Origin of the sequence: Castellaniella sp. (assembly GCF_034675905.1) — a bacterium.
Taxonomy (GTDB): domain Bacteria; phylum Pseudomonadota; class Gammaproteobacteria; order Burkholderiales; family Burkholderiaceae_B; genus Castellaniella.
This window is the reverse complement of the sequence record NZ_JAUCCV010000001.1, coordinates 36866-60148: the sequence shown is the minus strand read 5'-3', so window position 1 is coordinate 60148 and position 23283 is coordinate 36866. Positions and strand designations below refer to the sequence as shown.

Below are 23283 nucleotides of genomic sequence, written 5' to 3'. Positions count from 1 at the left end.
CAGGTTTCCCCATGACGACTGAAGTCCCCATCATCCGCGCCCGTTCGGGGTCCAAATTCATCAGCCCGCAGGGTACCAAGGCCGTCAAAGACGGCATGCGGCCCAGCGATCTGACAGAGATCCCCGATTCGGCGCCCAAGCCCGCCTGGCTGCGGGTGCGCGTGCCGTCCGGCGCCGGCTACCAGGAAGTCCGCCAGATCGTCGAGACGCACAAGCTCAATACGGTCTGCGCCGAATCCAAATGCCCGAACATCGCCGAATGCTGGGGGCGCGGCACCGCGACCCTGATGCTGATGGGCTCGGTCTGCACGCGGGCCTGCAAATTCTGCGCCGTCAGCACGGGCAATCCCCATGGCTGGCTGGATCACAACGAGCCTGCCAGCGTGGCGGATGCCGTCGCCCTGATGCGGCTGAAATACGTGGTGCTGACGTCGGTGGACCGCGACGATCTGATCGATGGCGGCGCGGGGCACTATGCCGCCTGTATCCGGGCTATCCACGAACGATCCCCGCAGACGGCGGTCGAGGCGCTGACGCCCGACTTCCAGGGGAATCGGTCCTGCATCGAAACCATTCTGGATGCCGGCCTGGTGACGTTTGCGCAGAACGTCGAAACAGTCGAACGCCTGACCCACGATGTGCGCGACGTGCGAGCCGGCTACCGGCAGACGCTGGACGTGCTGGCGCATGCCAAGGCCTATGCGCCGCATACCCTGACCAAGACCAGCATGATGCTGGGCCTGGGGGAAACCGATCAGGAAATCGAACAGGCCATGGACGACATCCGCGCAGCCAACGTCGACATCCTGACGTTCGGCCAGTACATGCGACCCACCGCCAATCACCTGCCGGTGCGCCGCTTCGTCACACCGGATGAGTTCCGCGCCTACCGCGACCTGGGCCTGTCCAAGGGCTTTCGCGAAGTCGTGTCCGGCGCCCTGGTGCGTTCCAGCTACCGCGCCGAACAGGTTCTGCAGCAGGAAAACGTCGGGCTTTGAGCACCCGTGCTGCCAGTCGCTCCGGGGGGCGCTGGCTGCTTGCAACCCCGATGCGTGCTCACGCCGGGGATGGCGGGTCCACAGACAGCCCGGATGCCTGCACCAATTGCGCCAGCACGTCGGCCAGTTCCTGGCAGGCCGGGCCGGGAAAATCCGGTCGCGCAAAGATCCGGTACAGCATGGCATAGCGGTGCCGGCCTTCGATCAAGGGCAGGGGCAGCAGGCGTCCGTCGGCCAATTCGCCGCGGATGCGCAATTCGGGATACCAGGCGAAGCCCAGGCCGGCGCAGGCTGCCTGGATCGAACTGGACAGGTGGCTGAAGGTCCACCGCTGTTCGGCGTCCAGCCAGCCGGCGTTCTGGCGCCGCGACCCTGAATCCCGTGTGACCAGCTGCCGGTGTTGACGCAGGTCCGCCCATGCCAAGGGACGGCCCAGCGCATGCAGCGCATGTGACGGCGCTGCCACGGCGACAAAGCGGATCTGCAGCAGCGGTTCGCCGCTGAACCCCTGCGGGATGCGCGGGGTGATCACCAGATCGGCTTCGCGCCGCAGCAAGGCATCGTCGGTGCCGCTGAGTACCGTTTCCAGCACTTCGATACGAGTAGCGGCGCAGTCGGGGCTGAATTTGGCCAAGGCCTGCAGCAGCAACCAATCGGGGAACAGGGCGTCCGCCGCAATGCGCAGCAAGGCTTCCCGGCCCAATGCCATCTGGCGTGCCGAGGATTCCAGGCTCTGGGCGTGTTCCACCAGCAACCGTGCTCGCTGCAGCAGGATCTGGCCGGCCGGCGTTGGCACGGCGCGGCGGCCTTCCTGGCGAAAGACGCGCAGGCCCAGCTGGTCTTCCAGGCGTTGGATGGCATAGCTGATCGAGGACTGGCTTTTACCCAGGGCTTCAGCGGCCTGTGCGTAGCCGCCGTGATCCACCACGGCGATCAGCGCTTGCCAGTGCATGATGGGAATGATCTCGCTCATATCTAATTTATAGATCAAATAGTGCGGTTTTTTGCGGTTGTTTATCGGATTATATGATTCATAATGACAGGCATCAGAGTTCAAGACGGAGTAGATGATGTCTACACGAGCAATCACACGTATTTTGCCGGCTCAGGCGACCCAGGACGGGGCAGGTGTCCGCCTGCTGCGCGCCCTGGGCTATCAGCATCAGGTCCGCATGGACCCCTTCCTGATGCTGGATGCCTTTTCGTCCGACGATCCCGATGATTACATTGCCGGCTTTCCGCCGCATCCGCATCGCGGTTTTGAAACCGTCACCTATATCGTCGACGGCCATATGCGGCACCGCGATCATATGGGCAACGAAGGCGATCTGCGCGCCGGCGGCGTGCAGTGGATGACGGCTGGGCGCGGCATCATCCACGAGGAAATGCCGCAGCAGGAAAACGGCCTGCTACGCGGTTTTCAGATCTGGCTGAATCTGCCGGCGGCGGAAAAAATGCAGCCTGCCCACTACCGGGATATCCCGGCGGCCGAGATCACGACTGCGGATCTGCCCGAAGGCGGTTTCATCAAGCTGATCGCCGGCGCCATTCCCTGGGCCACCTGCCCCTTGAAAGGGCCGGGGCATGGCGCGACGCCATCGGCGACGCAGCCTCTGATTGCGGATATCTGCGTCATGACGGGCCAGTCGGTGGATATCCCCATCCCTGCCACACATCAGGTCCTGCTGTACGTGTTCGAGGGACAGTACGCTGCGGGGGACCAGACAGCCGCCTCCGGGCATAGCGTCTGGTTCGGCGAACAGGGCGAGACCGTGCGTATCGCACCGGCCGCCGGGTCCGCCGATGGCGTGCGGGTCTTGCTGCTGGCCGGCAAGCCCCTGAACGAACCCATCGCGCAGTATGGGCCGTTCGTCATGAATACCCAGCAGGAAATCGAGCAGGCCCTGCGTGATTACCGGGATGGGGTGCTGGCGCAGACCGCCGCCTGAATCCTTTGTCGTGATGTTTTTTTTTGCCGCCGGGCCGCCGCAAGGCTGCGCCGCCAGGAGGCGTGTTTCGATTGGCTGTGCAGGATATGCGCAGCATGTTGACCATTTCCAGGAGTCATTATGTCTATTCGTGTTCTTGCCATCGGCGGCAGCCTGCGCCGGGGTTCCTACAATCACCTGCTGCTGGAGCAGGCGCAGCGCCAAGCGCCCCAAGGCATGAGCATCGAGATCGCCGATCTGTCCGATATCCCCTTGTACAACGGGGACGTGCAGGCCCAGGGCTTTCCGGCATCCGTGCAGCGGGTCGCCGAACAGGCCGCCCAGGCGGGTGCGTTTCTGATTGCCACCCCGGAATACAACTACTCGATTCCGGGCGTGCTGAAAAACGCCATCGACTGGTTGTCGCGCGTGCCCGGCGCTCCGTTCCAGGGCAAGCCGGTGGCGATTGCCAGCGCCTCCATGGGCGGGATGGGGGGCGCCCGCGCGCAGTACCATCTGCGCCAGGTGCTGATCTATCTGGACGTGCATCCGCTGAACAAGCCGGAACTGTTCATCTCGGCTGCCCACGAGAAATTTGCAGCCGACGGTGAACTGACGGATGCGCTGTCGCGCGAAGGCCTGGATGCCTTGTTGGCTGCTCTGGCTGCTCACACGCATCGTCTGCAGGGGCGCGAAGCTGTGGCCGTCGCCGTCGCCGCGTGATTTGCGCCTTTGCTCGGAGCCCTGTCGGCCCGGGGTCTTGCAGATGAAAAAAGCGGATGAGTGTTCTCATCCGCTTTTTACTTAGTCGTCCCAGTCGCGACCCCGGTGGCCGCGGTCGTGTTTCCAGCCCTTTTTCCAGTGCTTCCGGTCGTGGCGGTCATAGTGTCCACGGTCCGCCCAGCCTTGACGATAAGCGGGTACGGGGACGTATACCGGTTCCGGGACCACGACCACGCGGGGCCGATGGTAGTAGCGGGGGGGGCGGGGGCGGATAGTAGGCTGGCCCGCCCCAGATCATGCCGGGAATGCCGATGGAAATCCCGACGTCGATGTCGCCCGCTTGGGCGACCGGCCCCCCGACCAGAGCGCCTGTCAGCAAAACAGCTGCGATGATGCTTTTTCTCATTGGTTTCTCCTGCCAATCGATGACGATGATTGTGGCTGAAGGGACCAGGGGAATGGTGGACACCTTGCGAAGAGTCGCATCAAAAGGCTACCTGAAGACGCATTAAGCGGGAATCGGGCACAAATCCTAACGTTTGTTGCTGCTGGCTGGCGCCGTGCCGCAGGGGTTTCTACCGAATCGGGTGGTGATTCAGGCGTGGCGGGCGAAAAACGTCAATGTCCGTTCCCAGGCCAACTGGGCGGCGTCCGGCCGGTAGGCGGGCGTGGCATCGCGCCCAAACGAATGCCCTGCGCCGTCGTAGACGTGTATTTCTACCCAAGGCTGGGCGGCCCGGATCTGGTCCACGTCCGCCTGTGGAATCGATGGGTCCTGTCCGCCGAAGTGCATCTGCACCGGGATGCGGGCCGAGTCCTGGCAGTGTTTGGCGATGCCGCCCCCGTGCCAGCAGGATGCGGCGGCAAAGGTATTGCCAAGGCACGCCATGCGCCAGGACAGATAGCCGCCCCAGCAATAGCCCGTCAGCAGCTTGACTGTCTGGCCTTGCAGCGCCGCGGCGGCGGCCTCGATGTCCAGGCGGGCAGTATCGTCTGGGATGGCTTTTTTATAGCCCAGGCCGCGCTGGATCTCTTCCGGGCTGTAGCCCAACTGCAATCCGGTGTCGGGCGCGGTCTTGCGGTCGAACAGCGACGGGCAGATCGCCCGGTAGCCCTGAGCGGCGTAGCGGTCCACCACGCTGCGGATATACGGGTTGATGCCGAAGATTTCCGGCAGCACCACGACGCCGGCATGCGCGGTCTCCGGGCCATTGACGTAGGCCGCCAGAGTATGGCCGTCGCAGGCCGTCAAGATCATGTCCATCAGCAGACTCCAGAATCAGAAGGAAGGGGTATCCGTCTGATCGTACTGCATGCCAGCGCTTTCCAGGCGCTGCAGGGGATCTTGCCGGTAGTACTGCGCCAGCAGGCCGTACCAGTCCGGCCAGGCCCGTGCCATGGCCCAAGGGCTGATGAAAAAGCTTTCCGAGCTGACGGCAAAAAATTCCGCCGGGTCCTGGGCTGCATAGGGGTCCAGCGGCAGCGCTGCATACCATTCGGCGGCCTCGTCGGATTCCGGATCCATATCGGGAGGGATGGCGGCCTCGGCTGCGTCAAGACGGTCGTTGAAATCGTCAAAGGCCGTCTCCAGCACCCTGCGCCAGCGGCGGGCATCCAAATCCCGGTGCGCGCGCAGGCCCGGCATGCCGTCGGCGCTCCCCGCCCGCTGGTCCAGCTTGTGGGCGAACTCGTGAATCACCACGTTCGCCTGGGCATCCGCACCGGCGCGGGCATCTTCCCAGGACAGGATCACGGGGCCGCCTTCCCAGGATTCCCCGGATGTTTCCTGTCTGTATTCATGCACCACGCCGGCTTCGTCGGTGTCCGTACGCTGCACCAGAAAGCCGCCCGGATACACCACGATCTGCGTCCAGCCCCGGTACAAAGAGGTGTCCAGGCCCAGGATCGGCAGGGCTGCCTGGATCGCGATGTCGCGGCACATGCCCGGCGTCACGGGCAGGCCGTGGGCGCCGTGGAAGGACTTGTTCGCCAGGATCCAGGCGGTGTGATGGCGCAGTGTCTCGGCGTCCTGTGCGTGCAGGCCGAGCAGAAAGTCGTGCTGCGCCAGCAGCTGCGGCCAGACCTGCGCATCCAGCGATGCCAGGGCCTGGTCGAATGTCCGGCGTCGTGCAGCGCGCCCCGTCAGCCAGTGCAGCATGATCGGCGCCGGGGCAAGGCGGAGATGTGGCGGATGGTCCTCATGGCTCCTGATTGTAATTTCATTATCCGGAAAATGCCGGTACAATGAAGGGTCCTGGGGCCGACATGGCTTCGACGTGGGTCACAAAACAAGATAGTGCATACCGAGCACCAGTTCGCTCGTAAAACCACTGGAAAACTATAAACGCCAACGACGAGCGTTTCGCTCTGGCCGCTTAAGCGGTGAGCCGCTGCACCGACTGGTCCCTGGGTCGGGTGGGGTAAAACCCACTGCAGCGTCATCTACAGGGAATCGGATTCGATCAGGTCACTGGGTCGGTTCTTAAATCAGTGTGAATCGCTGCGGAAGGGCCTGTTGTCCGGCATGAACCAAGGTTAAAACTTTTAAAATAGGCCAACTAAGTATGTAGAGCTACTTGCGGAGGGCTTGCGGACGGGGGTTCAATTCCCCCCGGCTCCACCAGAACACCATCCGATAACATCCAATAAGTACCTTCAAACCCGCATGAACACTAGTTCTGCGGGTTTTTCTTGTCCAAAAACATCCACCCTTGCCCAACAAGATACAGTTGATCTTGGGGGTACTTCTGGGGGAACAACGTATCGTTGATTTCTTTGTGAGGAAAAGTACCCCCATGAGACTATCCGATCTAGACTGCCGTAACGCTAAGCCCCGAGAGGGCAAGTACAAGATGGGGGACAGTGGCGGCCTGTTCCTGGAAATTCGGCCTAATGGTGGCCGTTATTTCCGCTGGCGGTATCGCTTCGCGGGGAAGGACAAGACGCTGACCATTGGCACTTATCCGAAAGTGAGCTTGGCGGAGGCAAGGCGGGCCGCCCAGGCGGCCAGAGATCGTCTTGACGAAGGAGTGGACCCGGGCGCTGAGAAACAGACAGACAAGTTGACGGCGCGGCTGGTAGCAAACACCACGTTTGAGGGCATTGCACGCGAATGGTTGAAGCGGATGCGGGCGCGCTGGGTGCCGACCCACTATGACCGGATTGAACGGCGGATGGAACGCGACATTTTTCCCTTTATGGGGCGGCGTCCAATTGTCGAGATTACGACGCCAGAGGTTCTGGCGGTACTTTTGAAGATTGAGGCGCGGGGCGCGTTGGAGACTGCCCAGCGGGCTAAGCAGAATTGCTCTCAAGTGTTCTGCTATGCGGTAGAGACTGGCCGGGCGACTCAAGACCCCACTGCGTTATTCAGTTCGTCCGCCTTGAGCCAGCCAGAAAAGCATAATCATGCCGCGATTACTGATGCTGATGGTATCGCCGGATTGGTTCGCTCAATTCGTGGGTACCAAGGTTCATATGTGGTGCGTGCAGCACTTCAGCTTGCTCCGCTGGTGATGTTACGGCCTGGCGAGTTGCGGCAGGCCGAGTGGGGGGAGTTTGACTTCGAGGGGCGCTTGGACAGCTATGGCGCACCCATGTGGCGTATTCCTGCCGCTCGGATGAAGATGCCCAAAGAGGATAAGGCTCAAGGGGGTGTGCACATGGTGCCGCTCAGTCGGCAGGCGGTCGCAATATTGCAGGATTTGCAGAAGATCACCGGAGGAGGAAGGTATGTTTTCCCGTCGCCCAGGGCGCCTAGAAAGCCGTTATCTGACAACGGCGTGTTGTCGGCGCTCCGCAGGATGGGCTACGGCAAGGATGAGATGAGTGGGCATGGGTTTCGGGCGATGGCTCGCACTGCCATAGATGAGCAGCTTCACATTGATCCGCGCTATGCCGATATGCAGCTTGCTCATGCCGTCAAAGACGGAAACGGTCGAGCCTACAATCGGACGAAATTCCTACGTGAACGTATCGACATGATGCAGCGGTGGGCAGACTATCTTGATGCGCTTGCAGAAGGGCAGGACGGCGTTACGGCAACTCGTCAGCAATCAGACGCGACTCAGGTAGCGTAGGCATATCCGGTCGCGATGCAGTAGCTCTCTACCCACGTAGTTCGTTGATGAATGCCAAAACCTTCGCCTTCTGAGGTCTGATCAGCCTGTGATATGTGACAAGCAAGACTGCCTCATCATCAGCCACGGAATAGAAGTACGAAGGGGGAACGTTCAGCACCTTGGCTATCCTGCTGATAGTGCCGAAGTCCGGCACATGCTTCCCCCGCTCGTACTGGTTCATCCTGGCGCTGGCCGACATCTCGTCTATGCCAGCCAGCACTCCAAGTTTCTCTTGGGACAACCCTGCTTCTGTGCGTGCCTCTTTGAGGCGCTTTCCAACTGCGACCATCTCTTAGCCCCCTAAAGGCTAAGATGCTCTTAGTGTTTAAATTCATTTACACTAAGGATTCCTTAGTTACAGGAATAAGGACCTGAAAATGCAGACTGAAGGCTCTCCAGCCTACCAAGCGATTTCTAGCGATGACCGTCGAGATTTAGAAAAAGCAGTCGAGCTATTGGTTTCTCCGACGCTTACGGCAAGGCTTTCATCGCTGATCGGAAAGCCAGTAGAAAAAATCTTGGAATATGCACCGAAGTGGCTAGAAGGGAAGCTGCAGACAGTGGTGGAAACTGCTTTAAGCAAAGCGGCTGATGCTGCTCTATGGAGTCTAGAAAATAAGAAGCAGGAAGCCTCACCATGGTGGAATAAAACTTATGCTGCTGTTTCCGGCGGTGTAGGCGGGTTTTTTGGTATGGCGGGGTTGACAGTAGAGCTGCCTATATCGACGACCATCATGATGCGAGCCGTTGCTGATGTAGCTAGAGGGGAAGGTTTTGATCTTGATGACCCTTATACCAAAAAGGCGTGTATCGAGGTTTTTGCTCTTGGTGGTGAAAATAAGGATGATGATGAATCCGAAACTACCTACTATGCGATGCGATTGTTTACCGCAGAGGTTAATAACATCTTAGCTAAAGAGCTAGCAGAAATGGCTTCAAAAGAAGCGACAAATAAACTGACATCCACGCAGGCTGGGAAGTGGATGTCTATATTAATCGAAAAGATATCCGCTCGATTTGGAATCGTAATAACAGAAAAAACAGCAGCTCAAGCGGTGCCTGTGATTGGTGCAGCAAGCGGGGCCATGATAAATATGATGTTTACTGATTTTTATCAGGATATGGCCAGCGGACATTTTACGGTGAAAAGGCTTGAGAACAAATATGGATTTGATCTCGTAAGAGAGGAGTTCGAGGCTATAAGAAAGAAAAAATATTTGTAATTATTATTGTTTTTAATATGGTTATTTAAATAAGATTCAATATTAAAATAATCCACCATGAATCGTAGGGAGCGATAAATGAGCGATATTCAATCAGTGGTGCAGTGGTTCTATGAAGAGCGAGGTCAGCGCAAGGGACCTTTTTCAGAGGATCAAATAGTAGAATTAATAAAAACCTCAATAATTACTAGAGGAGTGTCGGTGTGGAAGCAGGGGTTCCCAGATTGGTTAAAGGTGGAAAGTACGGAGTTAGGTCAGCATTTGGATAGCAGCACTCCTCCTCCGTTGTCTGGGGAGCATATAAATAATACTGTTATATGGATTCTTGCGTTTGCTCCAATAATTGGTTACGTTATTGAGTGGGTTGTTTCATATGGCATAAATCAAGGGAATGATCTTTCTGCCGCGAGAGATATGGAGGCCGGAAAGTATTGGTATGTCTCAATTATATTGAGCATTGGACTTTCTCTATTAGATGAAAATTTGCTTAAAAAGGCTGGCCATAATACCAGTAAATTTAAAGGATGGGTTTGGTTAGTCCCTGTTTATATTTATCAGAGGGCAAAGGCTACAAAGCAAAATCTGGCATATTTCACCGTATGGATCGTTTCTTTTTTAATAACAATTTTCATTTAATTTTATAAGTTAATTTTTATTTATGTTTGGTTCTTCAGTGAGAAGTTCTTATTCCGTTTCAGATCATTTGAGAATAAGGTAAATTTAAGGTTGATTTAATGAAAAAAATAAATATCCTTTTGATTTTAATGTCAACTGTTTTTGTTAATCTATCTCAGGCGAATGGCAGCGAGATGCGCTGTGGCTGGATTGAGAGTACTCCTCCATTTGATCTGTCCTTCACAGATGAGAGTGGTACTTGGTCGCTAATGAATGTTCCAGGCGAGGAGAATCTACCGGGTGTGGATAAGGGCACTACTTGTGCATGCATAACTGTAGATGTCGATGTTAATAAATTGGTGGTTTCTAAAGTATATGATGGCAAGTTAATGCAGAATTCTCATTGCAATGTGGAATCAACCAATAGTGAGAATAATGGGGGATTCAGTAAAAATAATAAATCAGATAATAGGATTGATATTTTAGGAATTGGCCTTGGTGATCCGATGGTTTTTGGGGATCATTTAATAAAATCAATTGATAACAATTTTAAAATTGTACCTTTACAAAATGATACTAATGGCTCTTCTACCGGTTGGCTCGCGCAAGTTAGTTCAGCAAGAAGTCCTGAGGAATACACCCCCGATTCTGTTAAGCGGGAGCTTCTCATAAGGTATGGGGCGAATGGTAGTATTGTTGGTATAAGTCGCTTTGAGAGGTTGGCTCAAAAAGACCGTTTTACTGTAGATAATTTTGTTAGCGCATTGATAAAAAAATATGGTAATCCGGTTGGAGGGGTTAGGGAGGAAATAAATAGTAGACCAATAGTTATGATTAATACCATGAGGTGGGGGTTTAATCGGGATGGTAGTCGTCAAGAATCTCCCAAAGATCTCTCTGTATGTGAATCTTCTTTCCCAAATTCGAATTTGAGTTTGAGGGCAAAGCCTCTTGTCACAGCCCCGTATGAATTAGCTATTGGGAATTCTATTTTTTATAATTTTTCCTTAACCCCACCTTTATATATGCCACAGTGTGGGGCAACTATTTATGTGCAGTTTGATAAGGATGAGAATAATATTGTAACGGCTTACAGAATGGCGGCCTACGATATTGCTTCCGTGTTTGATGAGTTCAAGAAAATAAAGGAGGAAAATATTGCGGCAGAGAAAAATAGGATCGAAGAAATAAAAATGCAAGCTGAGGATGTAATGCCAAACTTATAATTAAAATATTTCAGAGAGTCTGCATTTCATAGCAGATTCTCTGAGAGTATTTTGATTATGTAGTACTGCGCGATGTTAGTGGTTGGTTTGCTGTTCCCTGAGGTTTATTGAGCAGGTGGAGGGATTCCCTTGCTGAGTCTTCATTTTAAAGAATCCTTTTCCATAATTATAAAAATCGACTATAAGCGATAATTTATTCATGAAATATGATCCTTGATTTTATAGCGAATTAATTTATTACGACATACCCCCCGATGATTAAAAATCATCGGGGGGTATGTCGTTTGTGGGGATGTGGTAATTTCTCAGGCGTAAATTTTAATTTTAATTGCTGGGGGTCGATAAATCTTCTGAGATCTCATTGATATTAAATCTCCTTAAAAATAAATTTACAGAAATTAAAATATTCACGATTTTTAAGAGAGTGTAATCGAATTATTGGGAGCGGAATTATGGTGCAAATTCCGTACCAGCTTAGCGGCATACCGCAGATGGTCAGTATATGACAACCTGAAATTAATCTTCTAGGCAGATCACATCTAACATTTATTCAGTAAGCCTAAAGATTCGATTCAACGGATCACTGATTCCAAATGGTCATAAGCCAGCACTCCAGATATTTTTACCCCTATATCACCTTTAAGCGCTTCCCCTCGAATGCGTAGGGCAACTTCCCAGTTACCTGCTACTTCCCTTATAAGGCTGATCTGTCCCCTGTCCTTTCTTGCCTCTGCTATAACGCTGATCGCACCACCACTACCCGCGACTACGCGACCAAAGCCTGTAGCGCCATCGGTCCCGCCGCTACGATGGCAAGCTCTGAAACCGGCGCAACGTTTGGTTTGGTCAGGGGCAGATCACAGGCAACAAGCATTAACCGATCTACCGCTTTCTTCCCTCATCACCGCATCTATACCTATGGCCTTGACGGGCTGTAGATATGGGCGTTTCTATTCTCTCTATCAAGGAGAAAATCATGCACCTCGTCGAATCCATCGCCTATGTCGGCCAAACGCCCTGGCATGGCCTAGGCAATGAACTCTCTCGCCGCCAACCGCTCGAAATCTGGGCGCAGCAGGCCGGTATGCACTGGCAGATAGAAGCCGGTGATGTGCTCTACATCGCCCAAGACAGTCACTTGGTAATCCCCCCATAAAGGCGGTGAGATCAGAAGTAGAATTTTCTCATTGAGGAGTTCTACAGCATGAAGAAGTCACGATTCACAGACAGCCAGATCCTGGACGCGATCAAACGGGTAGAGGCCGGCATGACGGTGCCTGAGATGTGCCGTGAACTGGGCATCAGCTCCGCGACGTTCTATAAGTGGCGCGCCAAGTACGGCGGCATGGATGTGCCGATGATGTCGCGGATGAAGGAGCTGGAAGCGGAGAACGCCCGGCTACGCAAGATGTACGTCGAAGAGAAGCTCAAGGCCGAGCTGCGCGCGGAGGCTCTCGAAAAAAAAGTGGTGAAGCCATCTCGCCGCCGCGAGATGGCTCAACGTGTGGTGCAGGAGTGCGGGGTATCGGTCCGGTTGGCCTGCGAGACGTTTGGCATCAGCCAGACGTGCTATCGCTATGAGGGCAAGCACAAGGCTGAAAACGACGAAATCGCCGACTGGCTGCTGCGCCTGACGGACAACCACCGCAACTGGGGATTTGGGCTGTGCTACCTGTATCTGCGCAACGTGAAGGGCTTCGGTTGGAACCACAAACGGATCTACCGCATCTATCGGGAGTTGGAGCTGAACCTGAGAATCAAGCCGCGCAAACGCCTGGTGCGCCAGGCGCCCGAGCCGCTGACGGTACCCGCCGCCACGAATCAGGTCTGGTCGATGGACTTCATGCACGATCAACTGTCCGATGGACGCAGTATCCGGCTGTTCAACGTGATCGATGACTTCAACCGCGAAGCGCTGGGCATCGAGATTGACTTCTCCTTGCCCTCGGAGCGGGTCATCCGTGCGTTAAAACAGATCATTGCCTGGCGCGGCAAACCCTTGGCGATTCGTTGTGACAACGGCCCTGAATACCTGAGTTCAGCGATCACAGAGTGGGCACGCCGGTGGGGCATCAAGCTGGAATACATCCAGCCGGGCAAGCCGCAACAAAATGCCTACGTCGAGCGGTTCAATCGAACTGTGCGCTACGAATGGTTGTCCCAATATCACTGGGAAGATCTGGATCAGGTCCAGCGCGTAGCGACAGAGTGGATGTGGTCCTACAATCACGAACGCCCAAATATGGCCTTGGGCGGCATCACCCCAAAACAGCGGCTGGCCATGGCCGCATAGCCTGCCTACTTCTGGCAATCGCTAAAAATGGGGGGATTACCACTTGGGTTCCATCCATGCTTTCCCTGGCCAGAAGGTGCTGTACCGCTCGGACACCAAGGCCCCGCTGTCCGTGGTTTCCGACCGTTTTCAGGTCGTGCAGCCCGAGGAAATCCTGTCCTTCTACAAGGATCTCACCGAAGCAGGCGGCTACGAACTGGAAACCGCAGGCGTCCTCAAGGGCGGTCGAAAGCTCTGGGCGCTGGCCCGCACCGGCCAGAAGGCGGTTCTCAAGGGCCGCGATGAGGTCAATGGCTATCTGCTGCTGGCCACCGCCTGCGATGGCACGCTCTCGACTACCGCCCAATTCACCTCCATCCGTGTCGTGTGCAATAACACGCTGGCGATTGCTCTGGGCGATGGAGCGGGCGCGGTGCGCGTCTCGCATCGCAGCGTCTTCGATCCTGACTGCGTAAAGCGCCAGTTGGGGATCTCGGTTTCCAGTTGGGACAGTTTCATGGTTCGTATGAAGGCCCTGGCCGACTGCAAGGTTACGGACACTGCCGCCGAGGCGTTTCTGCGCCGTGTGCTGACCTATCCGTCGAGCGCCGACACCAGTCAGCCAGCCATCAACAATCGGGCGCTCAAGAGCGTTCAGGGTCTCTACAACGGGCATGGCATGGGGGCCGAACTGGGTTCGGCTGCTGGCACCGCCTGGGGGCTGCTGGGTGCAGTGACCGAGTTCGTGGATCACCACCGTCGCTCTCGCAGTGCGGATCACCGGCTGGACGCCGCCTGGTTCGGCCAAGGGGCCGCCATCAAGCAGAAAGCCTGGGATGAAGTCCTCAAGCTGGTGGCATGAGGAATCTTGCGGCCTCCGCTGTTCGCTGTACGGAAGACGGTAGGCCGCTAGCCGATATCAGGCAAATTTTACGCAGCGGATCAATGAAATAGTGACGTACCTTGCGGGGTGATCCGGCTCGCTTGTGCCGTGAAGGGGGTAGTGATGAAAGAAATCTTGGCGGTGGTGGGACTTGTTGTCGTGGGTCGTTTTGTCTGTCGGCAGTATTGGCGTTGCCGCCGTAATCAGGTTGACGCTGAGTGTTGGCGGCGGTCCGCCGGTGGTAGCAGCGAGTAGGGCGCTGATGTCGGCTTCGGTTCGAGCAGAGGTTCCGTAGCGCAGGGGAACCAATTTCATGGCGCTGGGGAACCAACTTTCTGTGTGATTCCAGGAAGCTCATATGACGTAGTAGCGGAGTCGATGAGACTTGATGGGCATTAATTGATTTTGTGATTAACCTATTTAAGCGTCTATGTCAATGCCATCTGCGTCGAGGGAGAAGATGGTCGTACGCAGATGCCCTGTCGTGTGAAGCAGCGTGAGGACACAATGCGGGCATCGTCCCTGATTAAAGGGGGCGCGACGTTCTTTCAAAATCTGAAAAGGGGTTTTCTTATGCTGAACGCAATGCGTGAAGTTGATTTTGGTCCGCGTGATACCGATGGGGTGTCCCCCGATTTTTCTATGGGTAATGCTCCCCGGTTAGAAGGGGCGTTTGTGACCGAGCAGTGTCTGCCTGATCGCATTATGCGACTCCGCGAATTGAAGGATCGGACCGGCATGTCTCGTTCGACTTTATATTCGTTGATGAATCCAAAGTCGGATCGTTATGATCCGACGTTTCCACGAAGGGTCCAACTGGGAGCCCGAATGGTGGGATGGCTGGAACAGGAGGTGGTGATTTGGATTGCGCAAAAGGCGCTCATTCGGGCCGCATGATCGTTTGGTGACCGGGAAGTATAGAGGAGGGGGCGAAAGCCCTCTCTGTATTTGTAGGATGGAAAGTGATCACTGGGGAACCAGTTAACTCGGTATTTTTCGAGATAAGGTAATGGCATTCGAGATTTATTTTATTCTGAGAATATCAGTTTATATGACACTAACTTACAGTTTTTGGATTTTTGTTTATTGTTGGAGTTTATTTATTTGATGTAAATTATCCTGATGCCTGATGGTTTGCATTAAAGGTTTTTATGATATCTAAATACAATTAGAATATTTATATTTTAATACTGGGCTTCTGTGATTGTGTGTAGAATTTTAGGTGTGTTGTGATGTTATTCAATAGGAATTATTCATTTATTTTTATGGTGAATCTATGGATATGAAAACTGCTCTGCAGGAAAGGGCAATGTTTCGTGATTATTGTGGTGATTCTTCTGTGTCTGTTAAAACACAGGAATGTCAGGATGCTGGGTGGCTTGTAGAGGCTATTGAGGTTGTAAAAGGAATATCAAATTCAAGTGGAGATCTATTTTCACTCAAAGAGTCTAAGAATCGTATTTCAGGGAAAATGGAATACGTCATAAAGGAAAGAGCAAAATTATCCAACGGTTTATTTTTACTTCTTTATAATCAATTTGCGGCGGAATTGGTGAGGTTATTTCCACGATACATAGTTAATCCGTATCTTAGTTCGTTTGTTGAGAATCAAAAATTTTTTGAAATCTCTAGGCTTGTTGGAACTCCGCATGTTCCTATCAAATCCACGCCTGATCAGGTGAAGGCATTGAATTGCTATGTAGAAGCTATCAGGCAAGACGCCAAGCTGCCTTCATTCAGAAGGTTGGTCAAGAATTTTGAAAGATCATCCAATAAGAACCACAAAAGCTTGATGGGTTATATAGATGACCTTTTTTCAAAATACTCGAAGGTTTTAACTGTTAGGCTTGATCTGGAGTATATGGTTGATGATGTATCGTATCAGTCGATGGGCTTGAGATTGTTGCACCAAGATGTATTCGAGCATCGCGAATCGTTTTTTATTGGTTTGGCCAATCACTTGAAGAAACTGCTTGGGAAGAGCGTACTGATTGGCTATGCCTGGAAGCTGGAATATGGGCCTAGGAATGGCTGGCATTACCACACGTTAATTTTCCTGAATGGCCAAAAAAGCTGTGAGGACATTACTATCGGGAATTTGGTAGGCGATTACTGGAAGTGCGTCACTGGAAATATTGGGCGGTATTACAACTGTAATCGAGACAAGCGAAGATACCAAAATCTTGGGACGCTTGGGATCGGATTGATCAACCATCATGATCGAGATGTTCGCCAGCATCTTGAGGGTGTGGTGGCTAGCTATCTGACGAAGGTAGATCAGTGCGTAAAATTACAATTGCCAGATGGTGCTCGAAGTTTCGGTCGAGGAACGATGCGTGGTTCTGGCAGTAGAAAAGGGCGGCCACGCAGTAAGGCTGCCATCGCCTCTACCGTGGAATCGTAATAGGTTTATTGATTTTTTTGCTTTTTTGTATTATTGAAAGTGGATGCTACCATATCAACCTTGCGAATCCATTTAAGAAGGGTCGAATCCATATTCGACTCAGTAAGTTGTACGCTGAGATTCCGGCTTCTTTGCTCTCGATGCAGTAGAATCGGTATGCTCACGGTTTCCCGTATCCCATTTCTATTTTCAAACCAGGTTCTATCTATGACATCCTCTTGTGAGACCCAGCCCCCTTCAGGGGCATGGGTGCGAATGAGATTTGCGAGGATTTCGTGTAGAACGCCATATCCCTTGGATTTTGCTTTTCCACCTGCCTGCTTGAGTTTGCGGCGCACTGCTTGGTGGTATCCTGCGCTGTCGTTTTCCTCTGCGCACACGCACAATATAGAAGCCTCTGTTAAGTCATCGTCGGCTTGCTTGAAGAGTTGATTGCGGCGGGCGTGATCGCTTTTTCTGCAATAGAGGAATGCTGCTGCAATGAAAGCAAGGTAGTAATCTAGTTTTCTTCCAACCCCTAGGGCAGATTTTTTCTTTGAGTTTATTATTTCAAAGAGGCCGCTTGACTTGAGGAATGATCCTGTTGGGTCGATATTGATATGCTCAAGTAGCTCAGGTGCTTGCGAACTGATTTCCTTGTAGTAAGAGTGTATTAATTTAAGATTAGCTTCGAAGTCATGGAATTCGATGCTGCGTTGATCGGTAATGCGCTCCATGGCTTGTAGCTCCTTACGAACTACAATGGACATATGGTCGTATATCGCGGATTCAAGCCTTTTGCGTAGTAGCATGCCGCTGTCGAATTCTGGGAATGCGGTGTGCAGTGCCTGCCCAGCACAAATTTTCTTCAAGACCTTATATATCTGCACTGTGGATGCATATTTTAGCCGAGCACTGCTTTCCATGGCACGGCGTAGTGTTGGGGTTTGGTACAGCGGATCGGCCTCGATTTCCTTGCCAGATAGGTAGTTGGTGAGTTTCATACGTGGTGGCAGAGGGAGTGACGCGTTTTTCGGTGAGAACTGGCTAGACAGATGAAGAACGGGGTTGGTAGCTAAGACGTAGTGGCGTGATTGTGGTGGTGCCGTAAGTGCCGCTTTTCGCCTCGGCTATTCAGCTTAGTCCCGTGTAGGCTGGTAAGTAGTATAGTAGTCGCCTGTCTACTGTCCGATAGTGGATTTGCCCCCGTATTACCGGACACAGAATCACCCTTGGGTTGATAAATCCTGATGGCGCCTGAACTCCCTGGGGGACCGGTATTTCAGCGCACTGTGGGGGTGCCGCTCGTTGTAATGCTCAAAGGCAATCGCCAAATTCTGCAGCGCCGTGGGCACATCGGGCTTGGGCATGAAGGCGACATAGTCACGCTTGATCGTCTTCACGAAGCTCTCGGCCATGCCATTGCTCTGGGGGCTGCGCACGGGCGTGGTCAGCGGCTTCAGGCCAATGCGTCTGGCGAACTCTCGCGTCTTTGATGCGATGTAGCCCGAGCCGTTATCGCTCAGCCACTCGATCTGCTGCGGCGTCTGATCGGTATTGCCGAACCGGTGTTCCAGCGCCGCCAGCATCACATTGCGCACCACGTCGCCACTATGACCAGCGGTGGTTGCCGACCAACTCATCGCTTCACGGTCGCAGCAGTCCAGGGCAAAGGTCACCCGCAAGGGGCTGCCGTCATCACAGCGGAACTCGAACCCGTCAGAGCACCAGCGCTGATTGCTGCGCAGGACGGCGACCTGCCCATCGTGGCGCCGCGCAGGCGCCAGGGGCTGCCTGCGACGTTCCAGCAGCAGACCATGGTCGCGCATCACTCGGTAGACCCGTTTGGCGTTGACCGGCGGCTCCTGCTGCTGCTCCCGATCTCGCCGCACCAGCGCCCAGACTCGCCGATAGCCGTAGCTGGGCAACTGCCCAATATGCTCATGAATCTCTTCGACCAACTTCGTATCCTGCGTCGGGCGGGCCGTGCGGCCATCGCGCCAATCCGCTGATCGTGCCAGCCTGACTGCCATGTTCGAGCGCGCCACGCCGAGGACTTCACAGACCCGCTTCACCGGTCTTCCCCTGGCAACGAGGGCGAGCGCGCAATCCATTTTTTTGAGCGGCCGTACTCCACCGCTTCGCGCAAAATCTCGTTCTCCATGGTCTTCTTGCCCAGCATGCGCTGCAGCTCCCGGATCTGCTTGAGCGCGTCGGCAAGCTCCGAGGCCGCGACCACCTGCTCGCCAGCATCCACTGCCGACAAGCCGCCGTCCTGGTACAGTTTGCGCCAGTGAAACAGCTGGTTCGGGTTCACACCATGGCGGCGCGCCACCATCGAAACCGTCTGACCAGGCTCGTTGCTCTCGCGCACCATGGCCAGCTTCTGTTCCACCGACCAGCGCCGCCGACGCTCCGGCTGGGTCAGTAATTCCATCACTTCCTGCTTGCTGTTGGTCATAAACACAGTCGTATGCCTACCTGCTATTTTAAGTGGGTGACTGTGTCCGGTGTTTCAGGGGGCCGATCCAGATAGCGTGCAGGGCCATCCGATGACAGCCAGTACGAAACGGGGGTACTTCTGGGGGTACTTTAATGTGTAAATCCGCGAAGAAGCACTAATCATGAGGTTTTTATAGTGCAGTTGGATTCCCCCCGGCTACCTGGATCCCAGCCTGATGGCTGGGATTTTTTTTTAGCTATTTTGAATGATGTAGAGCCTTTTTTTGCGTGCGTGTTGGTGTGGACGGTTTTCAGACGGTAGCAGTGGGGACATGCCCGTCTATGCCGGCGGATGGGACTTCAGCCAGTCCTTTAGGGCGGCGTTCATGCGCGTTTGCCAGCCCTTGCCCGTGGACTTGAAGGCGTCGAGAACCTCGTCGTCGAAGCGGATGGTCGTGGCGGTCTTATGGCTGCCTGCCGGACGGCCGCGTCGGATGAGCTTGTCGCCGACATACTCGTCCGCCCGTTCGAAGAACTCGTCGGTCAGTTCAGGAGCGTCGTCCGGGTCAGTCCAAGCGGTGGGCGTATCGCGTTTGCTCGCGTTCATTTGCTTTCCTCATGCTGATGATGCGGCGGGCCTCGTCGCGAGGCGTCCACACCGTGACAACCATCCGGTTGTCGAGCTTGCCGACGGTGATGTAGCGCGGCTCGCTGTAGTTTTCGCGGGTGTCTTCCAGGGTGAAGTGACGGCCCGCGAATACCTCGTCGGCTCGAGCGAAATCCAGCCCGCGTTCGGTCAGCGTCTTATCGCGTTTCTCGGGGTCGAACTCGATTTCCATAAGATTAATTGTACTAACAAAAAAATCTATGAGCAAGGGATTTTGTTAGTACATTGCCTCTCGCCCATAGGGTCGGAGCGCCACATCCTGTTATCTGCGGTTACCATATCCTCAGGTGTGACAAATGAGGGAGAGGGGGATGCTCACGAGGCATAAAACTCGGCCCTACACCTCGACAGGCAACTGAATCGGCCCGGAACCTCTAGACACCCATATGCCTCATAATGGGGCGATGAGGAGTCATCATGAGCACGAAGGCCATGCAGAAGCGTTTTTCCGAAGAGTTCAAGATCGAGGCTGTGCGCCAGACGACCGAGCGCGGCCACAAGGTGGCCGATGTTGCAGCGCGTTTGGGGATCAGTACCTGGAGCCTGTATCAGTGGCGTAAACAGTACGCTGGTGACGAGGGCAGCCGCCGCGAGGCCGGTGAACAGGCTCAGGAAGTTCGGCGCCTGAAGGCCGAGCTGCGGCGTGTGACCGAGGAGCGCGACATCTTAAAAAAAGCGGCGGCGTACTTCGCGAAGCAGTCCCAGTGAAGTACGCCTTCGTTCGGGACCACACGACCGTCTTTCCGGTGCGACGTATGTGCGCGGTGCTCGGTATCCATCCCAGCGGCTACTACGCCTGGCGCCGTTCTCCACACAGCGCTCGCACTCTGGAGGATCAGCGGCTCGTAGGGCTCATTCGTCAGAGCTGGCAGGACAGCGAGTACATCTACGGCTATCGCAAGGTGACCCACGACCTACGGGATCTGGGCGAGATCTGTGGCAGGCACCGGGTGGCGCGGATCATGCGCGAGCATCACCTGCGTTCTCAGACGGGTTACAAGCGCCGGCGGCCGGGTAACCGAGGCGGGCACCCCAGCTTGGTGGCTGAGAACCTCTTGCAGCAACAGTTCGACGTGGCTGCGCCCGATCAGGCGTGGGTGACCGACATCACCTATATCCGCACTCATGAGGGATGGTTGTATCTGGCGGTGGTGATCGACCTCTTTGCGCGCACCGTGGTCGGGTGGTCCATGGGCAGTCGCATCGATAGCGATCTGGTGCTCAACGCCTTGTTAGCGGCCGTCTGGCGCCGCCGTCCGAAGACTGAGGTCATCATCCATAGCGATCAGGGCAGCCAGTTCGGTAGCCACGATTGGCGTGATTTCTTGAAGTCCCATCGGCTCAAACCAAGCATGAGTCGGCGCGGCAATTGCCATGACAACGCCGTGGCCGAGAGCTTCTTCCAGCTGCTCAAGCGCGAACGGATCCGCCGTCGCGTCTACGCCACCCGGGAGCAGGCCAGGGCTGATATCTTCGATTACATCGAGATGTTCTACAACCCGAAACGGCGCCACAGCCATGCCGGTGATCTCTCACCGGTAGAATTCGAGAACCAGCATTTTTTGAAGACCGGGACCGTCTAGAAAACCCGGGCCGATTCAATGTTATTCACGCTGGCCAACCTGTTTCGGGCGGACCAAATGATACGTCAGTGGGAGAGATCGCACTAAAAACTGGGAATAACGCCTTAAATGGCGAAGAAACGGTCTAAATAGGCTGATTCAAGGCGTTTACGGGAGAAAAGATCGGCTCAAACTGAAAAAATGAAATGACTGAGTCAGCCGAGAAGAATTTCCCCGCTTATTCGCACCTTCCCTAGTATTAAGACTATCACTAACTTAAGTGATACCAACTGTCTGGAGATTCAGGGGGCCAGTCTAGAAACACGTTTCTGGACATATCCATTTTGGCGCCTTTGCTAATTTGTAAGTTTATGAATTACTTTATGTATGGGAAAATAGCTTAAACTTATTGAGCCTCGAATCCACTATAGGAAATCAGGCGATCTATTTTGGACAAGATGATGATATATAACCTACCGGAAGATTTGCTTACGGAGTCACAATGCAATGAGGATATTATTATCCGTCATTATGTCACTAAGGAAGCATCTAATAAGAATAAAATTCAGCTAAACAGAGTCATGGTGAACATATTATTATCTGGAGAGAAAACTGTGTTGACTCCGGAGTTGAGTGTATCGGTCAAAAAAAATCAACTTGTAATGTTGAATTCTGGAAATTTAATGACCTCCGAGGTTATTCCGGATAATAATCCTTTCAGCAGCATTGTTATTTACATTAAAAATGAAACGCTAGAAAAATTATTGTCAAACGTTGAGTTTCCCCGTAAATCTAATCGACCTTCCCCATGCCAAATTTTTAATCAGGATGATTTCATCCGGCATTATGCTCGATCACTTAGGCTCTTGTTAACCAGCGGCCCTATAAGTTCAACCGTAAAATGGGCCAAATTATTAGAACTTTTTGGGTATCTAGAAACAACTCAGATAGAGGGATTACAGTCGTTTTTTTGCAGTGTACATAGCCGATCTCGCTCAGAAGTTGCATTGAGCCAAGTCATTCAAAGTAACATGTACTCTAATCTCTCTTTACAAGAGTTGGCTTTTTTATGCAACATGAGCTTATCTACATTCAAACGAACCTTTATTAGCATATTTAATCAGCCACCAAGAAAATGGTTGAATCATAAAAAAATGACATACGCTCAAAAGCTTATATGTGAGCATAAAGTGCCATTAGCTGAAGTATACTCACAGCTTGGCTATAGTGAATATTCAAGCTTTAGTCATGCTTACAAGAAGCATTTTGGTGTCAGTCCTCGTGAACATATAGGAATGCCTCCGAACTCTTGACGTAAGTAACAACAGATTGCTTTCGTTTTGAAATAAGCCAAGTGATTGTGGTTAGTAGTAACAGCTTTCAGATCTAAACAGATTACTGCTTTTCTAGGAATGGGGGCATCCCACGCATAAAAACAACGTCGTGGGATAATTTTGAAGACTTTGAATAATAGCTGGTAAATTATTCGTTTAGTTTTCAGCAGATTTTAACTCTTGTATCACCGCACCAAAAGTATTTAACCCCCAGTGTTCTGCGTATTGTCCATTTTTAACTCGTATTATGTCAATGACATCAATACTTACATCTCGCCCTGTGGCTTCAATGCCCATAAGACTTCCTGTATGACGGCCAGTAATTCTCTTACGTGTCACCACTTTATCACCCTCAACGATTTGATCGAGTATTTCGACGTTGAGATTGCTAATTGCTGGGTGCAGAACGTTACTAAATGTATTCCACATGCTGTTTGGACCATTATCAGTGCCAGAGGCAGCAGAGTGATTGATGAAGTCCGTAGACATTAATTCATCGAAGGATTTTCTATTTAAATCAACAATTACTTCCTTATTGAAACGTTGAACTATTGTCTTACTATTGTTTTCATTCATAAAAAACTCCGAATTTTTACACTCACTTTGGTCGGCATATGACTTAACTGTAATAAACATTAATATAACAGCCATCATTAGCACACCACCAAGTTTCATTAAATTTCTCATGCCATATCCCTTTTATTTTCTCATCTTTCCGATTTAGTAAGTATATAGAAAATATGGATAATGTAATTGGTCGAAAAGGTCAGAAACTTGTTTAAAAGACTCGAAAGGAAGATAGAGTAAGCCTAACATGGTTAGTCCACAGTGAATCGCCACTGGCATAGTAGCCACTTGGTGTATGACTATAAGTATGCCAAATCACCAGTCGTTGAAATAATGAAT

The 23283-nt window shown here is 53.0% G+C and carries 23 protein-coding genes, 1 other RNA gene and 1 pseudogene; 15 read left to right on the top strand and 10 right to left on the bottom strand.

Going from position 1 to position 23283, the window contains the following annotated elements; all coding sequences use genetic code 11:
* Positions 1-11 precede the first annotated feature (11 nt).
* Positions 12-998, top strand: a complete 987-nt coding sequence (gene lipA / locus VDP79_RS00300; RefSeq protein ID WP_323016239.1) for a lipoyl synthase — start codon at positions 12-14, stop codon at positions 996-998.
* 58 nt (positions 999-1056) lie between these two features.
* On the opposite strand, the gene VDP79_RS00295 is transcribed toward lipA, so the two are convergent.
* Positions 1057-1971, bottom strand: coding sequence for a LysR family transcriptional regulator (locus VDP79_RS00295; protein ID WP_323016238.1), 915 nt, complete (start codon positions 1969-1971; stop codon positions 1057-1059).
* A gap of 94 nt (positions 1972-2065) precedes the next feature.
* Between VDP79_RS00295 and VDP79_RS00290 the strand changes: the two genes are divergently transcribed.
* A complete protein-coding gene (locus VDP79_RS00290; RefSeq protein WP_416233020.1) occupies positions 2066-2947 on the top strand; it encodes a pirin family protein in 882 nt (293 codons plus the stop codon).
* Between the two features lie 120 nt (positions 2948-3067).
* Entirely contained in the window at positions 3068-3649 is a 582-nt protein-coding gene (locus tag VDP79_RS00285; RefSeq protein ID WP_323016236.1) for an NAD(P)H-dependent oxidoreductase, read from the top strand.
* 595 nt (positions 3650-4244) lie between these two features.
* Here VDP79_RS00285 and VDP79_RS00280 read toward each other — a convergent pair.
* Complete coding sequence (locus VDP79_RS00280) at positions 4245-4913, bottom strand: dienelactone hydrolase family protein (RefSeq protein ID WP_323016235.1); 669 nt, start codon at positions 4911-4913, stop codon at positions 4245-4247.
* Positions 4914-4928: 15 nt separating this feature from the next.
* Positions 4929-5807, bottom strand: coding sequence for a M90 family metallopeptidase (locus VDP79_RS00275; RefSeq protein ID WP_323016234.1), 879 nt, complete (start codon positions 5805-5807; stop codon positions 4929-4931).
* A 98-nt stretch (positions 5808-5905) separates the two neighbouring features.
* Here VDP79_RS00275 and ssrA point away from each other — a divergent pair.
* Positions 5906-6272, top strand: a transfer-messenger RNA (tmRNA) gene (gene ssrA, locus VDP79_RS00270).
* Positions 6273-6444: 172 nt separating this feature from the next.
* Positions 6445-7728, top strand: a complete 1284-nt coding sequence (locus VDP79_RS00265; protein WP_323016233.1) for a tyrosine-type recombinase/integrase — start codon at positions 6445-6447, stop codon at positions 7726-7728.
* Between the two features lie 28 nt (positions 7729-7756).
* On the opposite strand, the gene VDP79_RS00260 is transcribed toward VDP79_RS00265, so the two are convergent.
* Positions 7757-8059 carry a helix-turn-helix transcriptional regulator gene (locus tag VDP79_RS00260; protein WP_323016232.1) on the bottom strand — a complete coding sequence of 101 codons (303 nt, stop codon included), beginning with the start codon at positions 8057-8059 and terminating at the stop codon, positions 7757-7759.
* A gap of 88 nt (positions 8060-8147) precedes the next feature.
* Between VDP79_RS00260 and VDP79_RS00255 the strand changes: the two genes are divergently transcribed.
* The 6 genes and pseudogenes from VDP79_RS00255 to VDP79_RS00230 all read left to right on the top strand — a co-directional run.
* Positions 8148-8993 (top strand): EcsC family protein, encoded by an 846-nt coding sequence (locus VDP79_RS00255; protein WP_323016231.1) that lies wholly within the window; start codon positions 8148-8150, stop codon positions 8991-8993.
* Positions 8994-9071: 78 nt separating this feature from the next.
* Positions 9072-9629, top strand: a complete 558-nt coding sequence (locus tag VDP79_RS00250) for a DUF4339 domain-containing protein (protein WP_323016230.1) — start codon at positions 9072-9074, stop codon at positions 9627-9629.
* Positions 9630-9727: 98 nt separating this feature from the next.
* On the top strand, positions 9728-10834 hold the full coding sequence (locus VDP79_RS00245; RefSeq protein ID WP_323016229.1) for a hypothetical protein: 1107 nt from the start codon (positions 9728-9730) through the stop codon (positions 10832-10834).
* Positions 10835-11810: 976 nt separating this feature from the next.
* Positions 11811-11990: a hypothetical protein gene (locus tag VDP79_RS00240; protein WP_323016228.1), complete on the top strand. Its 180-nt coding sequence runs from the start codon at positions 11811-11813 to the stop codon at positions 11988-11990.
* A gap of 48 nt (positions 11991-12038) precedes the next feature.
* Entirely contained in the window at positions 12039-13127 is a 1089-nt protein-coding gene (locus VDP79_RS00235; RefSeq protein WP_323016227.1) for an IS3 family transposase, read from the top strand.
* A gap of 31 nt (positions 13128-13158) precedes the next feature.
* Positions 13159-13968: pseudogene (locus VDP79_RS00230) on the top strand (DUF932 domain-containing protein); the annotation flags it as partial.
* Between the two features lie 57 nt (positions 13969-14025).
* On the opposite strand, the gene VDP79_RS00225 reads toward VDP79_RS00230, so the two are convergent.
* Positions 14026-14304: a hypothetical protein gene (locus VDP79_RS00225; protein ID WP_323016225.1), complete on the bottom strand. Its 279-nt coding sequence runs from the start codon at positions 14302-14304 to the stop codon at positions 14026-14028.
* Between the two features lie 192 nt (positions 14305-14496).
* Between VDP79_RS00225 and VDP79_RS00220 the strand changes: the two genes are divergently transcribed.
* Complete coding sequence (locus VDP79_RS00220; protein ID WP_323016224.1) at positions 14497-14886, top strand: helix-turn-helix transcriptional regulator; 390 nt, start codon at positions 14497-14499, stop codon at positions 14884-14886.
* Positions 14887-15265: 379 nt separating this feature from the next.
* A complete protein-coding gene (locus tag VDP79_RS00215) occupies positions 15266-16393 on the top strand; it encodes a YagK/YfjJ domain-containing protein (RefSeq protein WP_323016223.1) in 1128 nt (375 codons plus the stop codon).
* A gap of 5 nt (positions 16394-16398) precedes the next feature.
* On the opposite strand, the gene VDP79_RS00210 is transcribed toward VDP79_RS00215, so the two are convergent.
* From VDP79_RS00210 to VDP79_RS00195, 4 genes are all read right to left on the bottom strand, one after another.
* A complete protein-coding gene (locus tag VDP79_RS00210) occupies positions 16399-17376 on the bottom strand; it encodes a hypothetical protein (protein ID WP_323016222.1) in 978 nt (325 codons plus the stop codon).
* Positions 17377-17598: 222 nt separating this feature from the next.
* Positions 17599-18809, bottom strand: a protein-coding gene (locus VDP79_RS00205; RefSeq protein WP_323016336.1) for an IS3 family transposase whose coding sequence is annotated in 2 segments (ribosomal slippage) — positions 17599-18494 and positions 18494-18809 — 1212 coding nt in all. Because the reading frame shifts where the segments join, the coding sequence is not laid out codon by codon here.
* A 345-nt stretch (positions 18810-19154) separates the two neighbouring features.
* Positions 19155-19421, bottom strand: coding sequence for a BrnA antitoxin family protein (locus VDP79_RS00200; RefSeq protein ID WP_323016221.1), 267 nt, complete (start codon positions 19419-19421; stop codon positions 19155-19157).
* Positions 19381-19653 (bottom strand): BrnT family toxin, encoded by a 273-nt coding sequence (locus VDP79_RS00195; RefSeq protein WP_323016220.1) that lies wholly within the window; start codon positions 19651-19653, stop codon positions 19381-19383. Before VDP79_RS00195 ends, VDP79_RS00200 begins: the two co-directional genes overlap by 41 nt.
* 260 nt (positions 19654-19913) lie before the next feature.
* Here VDP79_RS00195 and VDP79_RS00190 point away from each other — a divergent pair.
* Both VDP79_RS00190 and VDP79_RS00180 read left to right on the top strand, forming a co-directional pair.
* A protein-coding gene (locus tag VDP79_RS00190; protein ID WP_323016337.1) for an IS3 family transposase occupies positions 19914-21064 on the top strand; the annotation gives its coding sequence in 2 pieces (ribosomal slippage) (positions 19914-20163 and positions 20163-21064; 1152 coding nt in all).
* 437 nt (positions 21065-21501) lie between these two features.
* Positions 21502-22356, top strand: coding sequence for a helix-turn-helix domain-containing protein (locus VDP79_RS00180; RefSeq protein ID WP_234035509.1), 855 nt, complete (start codon positions 21502-21504; stop codon positions 22354-22356).
* A gap of 177 nt (positions 22357-22533) precedes the next feature.
* Here VDP79_RS00180 and VDP79_RS00175 read toward each other — a convergent pair whose 3' ends face one another.
* Positions 22534-23064, bottom strand: coding sequence for an ester cyclase (locus tag VDP79_RS00175; protein WP_199769688.1), 531 nt, complete (start codon positions 23062-23064; stop codon positions 22534-22536).
* Positions 23065-23283 lie beyond the last annotated feature (219 nt).

Excerpts from the sequence above, each read along its gene's own strand:
- VDP79_RS00225 (WP_323016225.1), bottom strand. The coding sequence starts at position 14,304 with ATGAAATTGGTTCCCCTGCGCTACGGAACCTCTGCTCGAACCGAAGCC.
- VDP79_RS00175 (WP_199769688.1), bottom strand. The coding sequence starts at position 23,064 with ATGAGAAATTTAATGAAACTTGGTGGTGTGCTAATGATGGCTGTTATA.
- VDP79_RS00240 (WP_323016228.1), top strand. The coding sequence starts at position 11,811 with ATGCACCTCGTCGAATCCATCGCCTATGTCGGCCAAACGCCCTGGCAT.
- lipA (WP_323016239.1), top strand. The coding sequence starts at position 12 with ATGACGACTGAAGTCCCCATCATCCGCGCCCGTTCGGGGTCCAAATTC.
- VDP79_RS00290 (WP_416233020.1), top strand. The coding sequence starts at position 2,066 with ATGATGTCTACACGAGCAATCACACGTATTTTGCCGGCTCAGGCGACC.
- VDP79_RS00265 (WP_323016233.1), top strand. The coding sequence starts at position 6,445 with ATGAGACTATCCGATCTAGACTGCCGTAACGCTAAGCCCCGAGAGGGC.
- VDP79_RS00285 (WP_323016236.1), top strand. The coding sequence starts at position 3,068 with ATGTCTATTCGTGTTCTTGCCATCGGCGGCAGCCTGCGCCGGGGTTCC.
- VDP79_RS00235 (WP_323016227.1), top strand. The coding sequence starts at position 12,039 with ATGAAGAAGTCACGATTCACAGACAGCCAGATCCTGGACGCGATCAAA.
- VDP79_RS00250 (WP_323016230.1), top strand. The coding sequence starts at position 9,072 with ATGAGCGATATTCAATCAGTGGTGCAGTGGTTCTATGAAGAGCGAGGT.
- VDP79_RS00260 (WP_323016232.1), bottom strand. The coding sequence starts at position 8,059 with ATGGTCGCAGTTGGAAAGCGCCTCAAAGAGGCACGCACAGAAGCAGGG.
- VDP79_RS00275 (WP_323016234.1), bottom strand. The coding sequence starts at position 5,807 with ATGCTGCACTGGCTGACGGGGCGCGCTGCACGACGCCGGACATTCGAC.
- VDP79_RS00195 (WP_323016220.1), bottom strand. The coding sequence starts at position 19,653 with ATGGAAATCGAGTTCGACCCCGAGAAACGCGATAAGACGCTGACCGAA.
- VDP79_RS00295 (WP_323016238.1), bottom strand. The coding sequence starts at position 1,971 with ATGAGCGAGATCATTCCCATCATGCACTGGCAAGCGCTGATCGCCGTG.
- VDP79_RS00210 (WP_323016222.1), bottom strand. The coding sequence starts at position 17,376 with ATGAAACTCACCAACTACCTATCTGGCAAGGAAATCGAGGCCGATCCG.
- VDP79_RS00180 (WP_234035509.1), top strand. The coding sequence starts at position 21,502 with ATGATGATATATAACCTACCGGAAGATTTGCTTACGGAGTCACAATGC.
- VDP79_RS00200 (WP_323016221.1), bottom strand. The coding sequence starts at position 19,421 with ATGAACGCGAGCAAACGCGATACGCCCACCGCTTGGACTGACCCGGAC.
- VDP79_RS00280 (WP_323016235.1), bottom strand. The coding sequence starts at position 4,913 with ATGGACATGATCTTGACGGCCTGCGACGGCCATACTCTGGCGGCCTAC.
- VDP79_RS00220 (WP_323016224.1), top strand. The coding sequence starts at position 14,497 with ATGCGGGCATCGTCCCTGATTAAAGGGGGCGCGACGTTCTTTCAAAAT.
- VDP79_RS00215 (WP_323016223.1), top strand. The coding sequence starts at position 15,266 with ATGGATATGAAAACTGCTCTGCAGGAAAGGGCAATGTTTCGTGATTAT.
- VDP79_RS00245 (WP_323016229.1), top strand. The coding sequence starts at position 9,728 with ATGAAAAAAATAAATATCCTTTTGATTTTAATGTCAACTGTTTTTGTT.
- VDP79_RS00255 (WP_323016231.1), top strand. The coding sequence starts at position 8,148 with ATGCAGACTGAAGGCTCTCCAGCCTACCAAGCGATTTCTAGCGATGAC.